This window comes from Rhizobium sp. PDO1-076, assembly GCF_000247475.1.
Classification (GTDB): Bacteria; Pseudomonadota; Alphaproteobacteria; order Rhizobiales; family Rhizobiaceae; genus Allorhizobium.
In genome coordinates, this window is the sequence record NZ_AHZC01000391.1 from 21,501 (window position 1) to 29,191 (window position 7,691).

At 58.1% G+C, this 7,691-nt stretch carries 7 protein-coding genes; 3 read left to right on the plus strand and 4 right to left on the minus strand.

Annotated elements, in window-relative coordinates; translation table 11 throughout:
- The first annotated feature begins 177 nt into the window (after positions 1-177).
- Positions 178-1,575, plus strand: coding sequence for a nicotinate phosphoribosyltransferase (locus PDO_RS19645; protein ID WP_007606027.1), 1,398 nt, complete (start codon positions 178-180; stop codon positions 1,573-1,575).
- On the opposite strand, the gene PDO_RS19650 is transcribed toward PDO_RS19645, so the two are convergent.
- Both PDO_RS19650 and PDO_RS19655 read right to left on the minus strand, forming a co-directional pair.
- Positions 1,576-1,809 (minus strand): hypothetical protein, encoded by a 234-nt coding sequence (locus PDO_RS19650; RefSeq protein ID WP_007606029.1) that lies wholly within the window; start codon positions 1,807-1,809, stop codon positions 1,576-1,578.
- Positions 1,810-2,073: 264 nt separating this feature from the next.
- Positions 2,074-2,700 carry a ribonuclease D gene (locus tag PDO_RS19655; RefSeq protein WP_007606031.1) on the minus strand — a complete coding sequence of 209 codons (627 nt, stop codon included), beginning with the start codon at positions 2,698-2,700 and terminating at the stop codon, positions 2,074-2,076.
- A 624-nt stretch (positions 2,701-3,324) separates the two neighbouring features.
- On the opposite strand from PDO_RS19655, the gene PDO_RS19660 reads away from it, so the two are divergent.
- Positions 3,325-4,749, plus strand: a complete 1,425-nt coding sequence (locus PDO_RS19660; RefSeq protein ID WP_007606033.1) for a phosphomannomutase — start codon at positions 3,325-3,327, stop codon at positions 4,747-4,749.
- Between the two features lie 52 nt (positions 4,750-4,801).
- The gene (locus PDO_RS19665; protein ID WP_007606035.1) at positions 4,802-5,557 is read left to right on the plus strand and encodes an SDR family NAD(P)-dependent oxidoreductase; all 756 of its coding nucleotides are present in this window, start codon (positions 4,802-4,804) and stop codon (positions 5,555-5,557) included.
- A 14-nt stretch (positions 5,558-5,571) separates the two neighbouring features.
- On the opposite strand, the gene PDO_RS19670 is transcribed toward PDO_RS19665, so the two are convergent.
- Both PDO_RS19670 and PDO_RS19675 read right to left on the minus strand, forming a co-directional pair.
- Positions 5,572-6,795 (minus strand): SAM-dependent methyltransferase, encoded by a 1,224-nt coding sequence (locus tag PDO_RS19670; protein ID WP_007606038.1) that lies wholly within the window; start codon positions 6,793-6,795, stop codon positions 5,572-5,574.
- Complete coding sequence (locus PDO_RS19675) at positions 6,792-7,583, minus strand: DUF1365 domain-containing protein (RefSeq protein WP_007606040.1); 792 nt, start codon at positions 7,581-7,583, stop codon at positions 6,792-6,794. Before PDO_RS19675 ends, PDO_RS19670 begins: the two co-directional genes overlap by 4 nt.
- Positions 7,584-7,691: the final 108 nt, after the last annotated feature.

Sequence of the window (7,691 nt, forward strand, 5' to 3'; positions counted from 1 at the left end):
CAAAGGTCTTGCCGACTTATCAACGCATAGTGTCGTCAAGGATGGTTAAGAAAACGCTAACCATAAATGCCAAGGCTTTCCTTGCCGCTCCAGCACCGCTCGCATACATCTCTATGAAGCGTGATTCTCGGTCGGCGATGCGGTATTGTCGGGCTGAAATCCGGATGGGCGCCAAGCATGACACTCAATGCGATTTTGAATACGGATAGCTACAAGCTCGGGCACTATCTGCAGTATCCCGCAGATACCCATGCCATCAGCGCCCTCATCACCACTCGTGGCAACTCCTTCCGGCCGGAGGTGATGTTCTTCGGACTACAGATGTTCCTGAAGGAATATCTGTCAAAGCCGATCACCGCTGCCGATATCGATGAGGCAGAAGAAGTCGCGGGGCTTCATGGGCAGCCGTTCGACCGGGCCGGCTGGACACATATCCTCAATGTCCATGGCGGTTACCTTCCGTTGCGCATCGAGGCCTTGCCCGAAGGCATTGCCATCCGTCGTGGCGTGCCTGTTGTGCAGGTCGTCAACACGGATCCGCAGGTGCCGTGGCTCACGTCGCATATTGAGCCCGCACTGCTGCGCGCCGTCTGGTATCCGTCGACAGTCGCCACCACGGCATGGCGCCTGCGGTTGGCAATCCAACCTTACCTCGACCGCACGGCCGACGATATTGACGGCCTGCAAAGGAACCGCATCAGCGACTTTGGCGCGCGTGGAACATCCAGTCTGGAACAGGCGGCCTTGGGCGGCGCCGCACATCTGGTGCATTTCGACAGTTCCGATTCCCTGCCGGGCATCTTGCATGCACGGCGCTACTACGGCGCCCGGATGGCCGGTAAATCCATCCCGGCATCTGAACACAGTACCATTACCGCCTGGGGCCAGAGCCGCGAGGCCGATGCCTTTGCCAACATGATCGACCGCTTCTCGAAGTTTGCCGCCTATTCCGTCGTGTCGGACAGCTACGATCTCAACAACGCCGTTGCGGAAATCTGGGGCAAGCAGTTGCAGACCAACGTCAGGGCTTCAGGGGCGACTCTGATCGTGCGGCCCGATAGCGGCGACCCGATCGAAACACCGGTGCAGGTCGTGGCGCAACTCGCCTATGCCTACGGCACCCGATTGAACAGCAAGGGCTTCAAGGTTCTGGACGCGAATGTCAGGGTCATCCAGTCGGATGGAATATCGCTGCAAGACATCCAGATGATCCTTGGTCGTCTGGAAGGCATGGGATTTTCGGCAGAAAATATTTCCTTCGGCATGGGCTCGGCATTGCTGCACAAGATCAACCGGGATACCCTGTCCTTTACCATGCGGGCGAGTGCGTTGAAGGATGACAAGGGTGCCTGGCGCGATATCGGCCGGCGACCAACAAATCCTCAGGAAAAAGCACCGATGTCCGGTCGGCTGGCGGTGATCACAGATGGCACCGACATCGTCAACATCCCCCTGACCGAACTTGGGAACCGGGAAAACATCCTGCAACCGGTCTGGGAGAATGGCAGGCTTGTGCGCGACTGGACCTTTGACGAGGTCAGAAAGCGCGCCGCGGAAGTGGTCCTCCCGCGCTGATCAGTCGATCGCCTTCATATGCATTTGGTAGAGGCCCGCGTCGTCGGAAGGCGAAGCAATTCTCGGAGCGATATTGCCCGAATGGCTGCGCTCGTCGGCGGTGAACGCATCGAGCCAGTTTGCCGGTGCATAACTTGGCGATGCATCCGATTGATCCTGATCAGAATGCGTCTCGTAGTCATCGTCGCCATCCGCAAACGATGACAACTGGCTGTCGGGATCATCCCGAAACATTGGCAAATCACGTGATACTGCCTCAAGCAGGCTAAAAGATGCTTCCGTCATGTCCGCAGAAATTCACCGCGTTATGGAGGCATGATCAGCGCAAAAGCCAACCCTGCCCCTCCGATTCTTTGCAGCCATGATGGGTGACGGGGGTTAAGAAAGGCTTGGCGAGTTCGCCTCCTCGCACCAAGAATTAATCCGTGTTTTTTGAGGGCCCATTGCCTCCCGCGAGACGCGGGAATGCACAGGCAGGATGCGTCTACAGGGTCGATCTCAGCTATGGGCAAAAATGTCTGTTTCGTCCCAACCCAGAAGGTCAAGCTTGGCGCGCGTTGGCAAAAATTCGAAGCAAGCCTCGGCGTGATCCATGCGACCATCGCGAATCAACCGGGCTGTCAGGCGATCGCGCAATGCATGGAGGTGCAAGACATCCGATGACGCATATTCAAGCTGGGCCTTGCTCAGGGTCTGGGCAGCCCAGTCCGAAGACTGCTGCACCTTGGAGATATCGACTTCGAGCATCTCCTTGAGATTGTCCTTCAGGCCGTGGCGATCGGTGTAGGTTCGGCTGAGACGGGAGGCGATCTTGGTGCAAAAAACCGGTGTGGTGGTCACGCCAAAGGTGTGAAAGAGGACGGCAATATCAAAACGCCCATAGTGGAAGATCTTCTGGCGGGCAGGATCAGCCAGCATGCCCACGAGATTGGGTGCCTCTTTCTGACCAGCGGCAATGCGAATGATGTCGGCGCTGTCGTCGCCTGACGAAAGCTGCACGAGACAAAGCCGATCACGCCGCGGCACAAGGCCCAGTGTTTCCGTATCGATTGCGATTGCACCGGTGTAGCGCGAGGCATCTTCTGCGGAAATATCACCTTCGTGAAAGCGGATCGTCGATGGCATGCCGGTCTCCCCGTCAAAATATGCTCTGCTCGCTATAGCCGAAAGCACATGCCCGAGCCACCCCAACGGCCCGGGGACCGGAACCGGACCACATTTGAAATGGAGCAAACGCCCGACGACAGAGCATTTACCCTAACAAAACAGGTGCTTGCACACACTCGCCAAAGCTGGAGCTATCCGAAGTTTGCATAGACTTTGACGCCTCGGCCTAATACATGTTCAATTTTTCCCTCTGTATCGACGACTGAGACTATTTTCGAAGACTTTTTCTTCAAATACGAACGTCATTCGAATGGAAAGTACACACAGGCCGTTCCACGTCGCGATCAGCCATGCAAATTTTGCACTGCTGCGTTGCAACAACAAGGATTGGCTTCGAAAAACGAACCGCGTATAAACAAATCATCGAAGCGGCGCACTCCTCCTCCCAGTGCCGCCCGATAGGATCGGCAACTCTCCTCCTCCTCCCGATTGCCGATCAAGTTTAAGAGCCTGGCGCATCCTCCTCCCGCGCCAGGCTCTTTCCATTTCTGCATCCCCATCGAAAATGACAGGTTTGCTTGAGGCTTCGGCCTTCGGGCTCTATATGCAGTTCTCCACCCGTCTGATGAGCAGGAGAATCGCATGGCAGTGAAGTTCGGAACTAGCGGGTTGCGCGGGCTTTCCTCTGAACTGGTCGGAAGCGTATCGGCCCTCTATGCAACGGCCTTTGCCCGGTTCCTGCTCGAAAAGAATTTGGTCGGCACTGGCGGCCGTGTCGTCATCGCACGGGATTTTCGCCAATCGAGCCCGGAGATTGCGGCAACCGTCATGGCTGCGCTCACCCGTGCGGGACTGACGCCGATCGATTGCGGGACGATCCCGACACCGGCACTGGCGCTGTATGGTGCAGCGGTCAACGCCGGCGGCATCATGATCACCGGATCACACATTCCCGCGGATCGGAACGGCATCAAATTCTATCGGCCGGACGGCGAAATCGACAAGCAGGACGAACAGGCAATCGTCGCACTGGCAACGAGCCTCGCGGAAGACGCAGAAGCCAATCGCGTCGAAACAGGCTCCGGCTCCAATCACGAGGCGCAGGCCACGGAACTTTTCCTGGAACGGAACTTTGCAACGCTGCCCAGCCAAGCGCTTGCCGGCATGCGGGTTGGCGTCTACCAGCACAGCACCGTCGCCCGTGACATGATGGTCAAGGTCTTCGAACATTTCGGCGCAACGGTATTCCCGCTTGGCCGCTCAGAGCAATTCATTCCAGTCGATACCGAGGCTGTATCGGAACAGACCGTCGCCTTGCTGGCCGAATGGACGGACGAACTTGCCCTCGACACGATCGTTTCGACGGACGGCGACGGCGACCGGCCGCTGATTTCAGACGAGCGTGGAACACCACTGCGCGGCGATCTGCTTGGCCTGATTTCAGCGCGCTTTCTGAAGGCGACGGTTGTCGCGACACCGGTGACCTCCAATTCCGGTCTGGAAGCTGACGGACAGTTTGCTGTTGTTCGCACGCGTGTCGGATCGCCTTTTGTCATTGCCGCGATGAACGAAGCGATCGCGGGCGGACATACAGGCGTTCTCGGTTTCGAGGCCAATGGTGGCCTGATGCTGGGTTCGGATTTCGATGTCGGCACGAGCATTCTGAAGGCACTGCCGACACGCGACAGTTTTCTGCCAGCGCTCGCAGTTCTGGCAACGGCAAAGCAGACCGGGCAATCGTTGTCTGCACTCGCCGCTTCGTTCAGCATGCCGATCGCGCTCAGCGACCGGCTGGAGAATTTCGCCGTCGAGCGCAGCGCAGCCTTGATGGCGCATCTGCGCCACTCCCATCAGAACGTGGCGAATTTCCTTGCCCCATTGGGTGGCGTGAAATCGATCAGCGACATCGATGGCTTGCGCGTGACACTCGATGATCGCTCGATCGTTCACTTCCGCCCGTCGGGCAACGCGCCGGAGATGCGATGCTATGTCGAAGCGCCCTCTGCTGACGCGGCGAAAACGCTGTTGAAGGGCGGCCTGGGACTTTTGGAAAGCTGGCAGGCCTGAACCGACAGGCCGGTCATGGCGTATTGGTTGCATGACAAAGCAAGAGGATGCCATGACCAAGATCGCGTGGATTACCGGTTCCAGCTCCGGCATCGGCCGGGCACTCGTTGAACGACTGGTGCGCGACGGCTATACCGTCGCCGTTAGCGCCCGTAGTGCTGATGCACTGGCCGATCTGGCCACAAGTGCGCCGCATCATATCCGACCTTTCCCGCTCGATGTCACGGACGGTGCGGCAGTTCAGACCGTTGCAGAGACGATCGAGGCAACCCTCGGCCCCATCGATCTGGCGATCTTTGCCGCTGGCTCCTATACGCGCGACTACGCCGAAGGCTTCAGCAGCGCGCGTACCCGGCAGATGTTCGAGTTGAATGTCCTGGGCACCGCGCAATGCCTCGAGGCGATCATGCAGCGCATGATGCAGCGCAGACGCGGACAAATTGCCGTTGTCGCATCTGTGTCTGGCTATGTAGGACTGCCAGGTGCGGCGAGCTATGGCGCGACCAAGGCGGCGCTCAACGCATTGTGCGAGGCACTCTATCCGGAACTGGACAGCCACGGCGTGAAACTGACCATCGTCAACCCCGGTTTTGTCGACACGCCCCTGACCCAAAAGAACGATTTTCCCATGCCCTTCCTCGTCTCGGCGGAGGAAGCCGCCAACAGCATTGCGGACGGCTTGAATACAAACCAGTTCGAGATCATCTTTCCCTGGAAAATGGCACTAACAATACGTCTGCTCCACGCGTTGCCGCACAGACTGCGATTTGCCATCACCCGCAGGATGTTACGGCCGCCTGCTGCCTGATCTCGCGCCTGCGGTCAATTCAGCGTCGGCTTGTCCAGCCTGAACTGCACAACATCGATGCGTCCCGTGCGGAAGCCGACAGCGCAGTAGAGCAGGTAGAGCCGCCACATGCGATAGAAGCGGCGATCGAAGCCGAGCGGCTCGATCTTCTGCCAGTTGGCCGTGAAGGCCGCGTCCCATGCCAGAAGGGTTCGGTCGTAATCCTTGCCGAAGCGGAAGCAGTCGGAGACCTGCAATCCAGCTCTTTCAGCATCACGCCTGAACAGGGAAACGGATGGCAACATGCCGCCCGGAAAGATGTAGGTCTGGATGAAATCGGCATTGCGCCGATAGCTCTCGAAGCGTGCCTCGTCGATGGTGATCGTCTGGATGAGGGCGCAGCCGCCCGGTGCAAGCCGATCCTGTACCGCCTTGAAATAGACCGGCCAGTTTTCCTCGCCGACGGCCTCGAACATCTCGATGGAAACGATCTTGTCGAACTGTCCCTTGCAGTCGCGATAGTCCTCGAGACGAATATCGACACGCTGGGCAATGCCGGCCTTCTGCAATCTCTCCTCGGCAAAACGGGCCTGCTCCACAGACAGCGTCAAACCGGTTACGCGACAGCCGGTGGTGCGGACCGCATATTCCGCAAACCCACCCCAACCGCACCCTATTTCCAGGACATGGTCCTCGGCGCCGATACCGAGTTCTCGGACGATACGCGCGTATTTTTCTTCCTGCGCCTCGGCGAGAGAGAGGCTCGACGACGTATACAACGCCGACGAATAGGTCATCGTCCGGTCCAGCCAAAGACCGTAGAAAGCATTGCCCAGATCGTAGTGGAAGGCGATATTGCGACGGCTGCCCTGTTTCGAGTTGCGCCGCAACTTGTGGCGAAGATGCGCAATCCGGCCGAATATCGTCGACGGATGGAGCACCTGTTGAAGGCGGTGTTCGTTTGCCACTGCCAGTTCCAGCACCGATCCGATATCAGGACTGTCGAGATCACCATCCATGAACGATTGCGCAAAACCCAGCGTACCGCCGGTCAGAATGCGAAACACCGACTTGGCATTTCGGACAAACAAAACAGCGCATGGTCCCGCTTCGTCGCCAATCGCCGTATGTTCGCCACCGCCCTCAAACTGCAGCTTCAAGCGGCCGACCGATATCCTGTCGGCCCACCCGCACAAGATACGTTGCCAGAACGAGCGGGCATTGGTCAGAGTTTGCATTTCCTGCTCGGCATGGCTCATGGCTTGTCTATCCCATTCTGCAGAACGATCGTGGTTGCGACCGGCTGGGCTGCGGGCTTGTGGCGGTAAACCGGCGTGCCTTTCAGCCATAGCCGCAGCGCTTCCCAGTGAATTCCGCCCATCACCTTCAGGGTCATCAAGGGAAAGGTTGTCAACACCTGCAATAAACCTGGGTCCGACAAGTCCCGGCGTCGTCCGGTGAAGCCGGCGAAAAGCAGCGGTCCATCGACATCGGTCTCGCTGATGTTGATCACCACGTCGTCTGACGGCGGCCGGATACTGAAACTGTACTGGCAATCCATGGGAATGAACGGTGAGACATACATCTCCTTGGCACAGTGATGATGCAGCACTTTGCCGCCTGCCTTCACCGGGATCACATAGGTATGGCGCTCTTTGAAGGTATTGCTGACCTCGTAGAGAACAGCCGCCAGATCGTCATTTTCGTGATAGCAAAAATAGACCGTAAGCGGATTGAATACATAACCCAGTATGCGTGGATAGCAGAGCATGTGAACCTTGGCGCCCCGCGCCTCGATGCCCGCAGCAACGAGCTGGCGCTCGACCCATTCGTGCAGACCTCCCACGACACCGTCCCCATGATCTTCGTCATGCACCGAATAGACACCAGCGCGGTTATAGCCGAAGAGGCGCAAGGACCGATCGAGCAGCGGTAGTTCGTCAAGATCGACCAGCAGCGAAAACACGCTGTAGCGCAGCTTGTGCTGTTTGGGCCGGTGCCGAACATGCAGCACGTGACCGGCATAAATTGCTGACGACATATTCATTCCGCTGCCTCGAAACTGTGCCTGAGCACGATCCGGCCGGATTCATTGGCAACGATCCACGGTCGGCGAACGCCACCGAGCGCCTCTGCGACGGCAAGTCCGGCTTGC